We start from the raw sequence: 1,123 nt of genomic DNA on the forward strand, positions 1-1,123 counted from the left end.
AATCATCGACGAAGCTCGGGTCGAAAGGATCGAGCGGACCGACTCCGGTTTCCTTGCCGCCAGTTCAAAAGGCGCTTTCGCCGGCGAATGCCTGGTCAACACCGCCGGCGCCTGGGGCGCGCGCGTCGCCGCGCTGTTCGGCGAAGAGGTCCCGCTCGATGCCCGCGGTCCACAAATGGGTGTGACCGAGCCACTGCCGCACCGGATCCTGCCGGTGGTCGGAATCTGGACGCGCGACAAGGACTATGGCGCCTATCTGCGCCAGGTCGAGCGCGGCAACATCGTCTTCGGCGGCGCGGCCGAAAGAGTGTCGGTGGACCTCGATCCAGGCCATGCGGCCGCCGACCCCATGCGCCTGCCGACGCAATTGCGGGCCGTCGCGCGGCTGCTGCCGGCGATCGCGCAAGTCGCGGTCATCCGCACCTGGTCGGGCTGCGAAGGCTATGTCCGCGACATGCTGCCGATCATGGGACGCTCGTCGACGACGCCGGGCCTGTTCCACGCCTTCGGCTTCAGCGGGCACGGCTTCCAGCTCGGTCCGGGTGTCGGCGACGCCATGGCCGAGCTCATCACGACTGGCGACTGCGAAACGGCCCTCGACGATTTTAGGATAGATCGCTTCAATCGCGGAGCCTGACGAGGCGAGTCGATCCCCTGGGCTCAGGCGTCCTTTGACGCGGAAGAAGGGAGCTTTCCATCTGTCCGAACGACGGCTTGTTGGGTGAGCAGAAAGGTCGCTTTCGGATGGCTCAGACTGGAGTTCGCCCCCAGCAAACCGCGGCCGCGGATTGGAGCGCGTGGGCGCTGCGCGACAAGCGATTCATAAGTGTCGTTGTACGAGCATTCCCCGATCGGCGATTCTTATCCCATGCTTTGCTCAGCCCTATCGGCTTAATATCGAACGCAGGATGCCGCGCAGAACATGGCACGCTTCTACGGACTTTCCATCGAAACGACATTGTTTTGCGGCGCTTCGGCCAAAGGATGACGACTGAACCTAGACAGTAAGGAGCTTGCGTACATCGGGCCTGTCCAGATCCTCGGCGGGGCCGGTATGCACGATCTGGCCGCGATCCATGATGTTGACCTCGTCGGCAAGCTCGCGGCAGAAATCCAGATACTG

General features: G+C 63.5%; 1 protein-coding gene and 1 pseudogene. One reads left to right on the top strand and one right to left on the bottom strand.

Annotated elements, in window-relative coordinates; all coding sequences use genetic code 11:
• A partial coding sequence (locus tag EOA60_RS34105) for an FAD-binding oxidoreductase (RefSeq protein WP_164899817.1) occupies positions 1 to 637 on the top strand: 637 nt, incomplete at its 5' end.
• A 360-nt stretch (positions 638 to 997) separates the two neighbouring features.
• Here the strand turns inward: EOA60_RS34105 and EOA60_RS34110 are convergent.
• Positions 998 to 1,123 (bottom strand): annotated as a pseudogene (locus tag EOA60_RS34110) (ABC transporter ATP-binding protein); the annotation flags it as partial.

This window comes from Mesorhizobium sp. M1A.F.Ca.IN.020.06.1.1 (assembly GCF_004023265.1).
Lineage (GTDB): Bacteria > Pseudomonadota > Alphaproteobacteria > Rhizobiales > Rhizobiaceae > Mesorhizobium.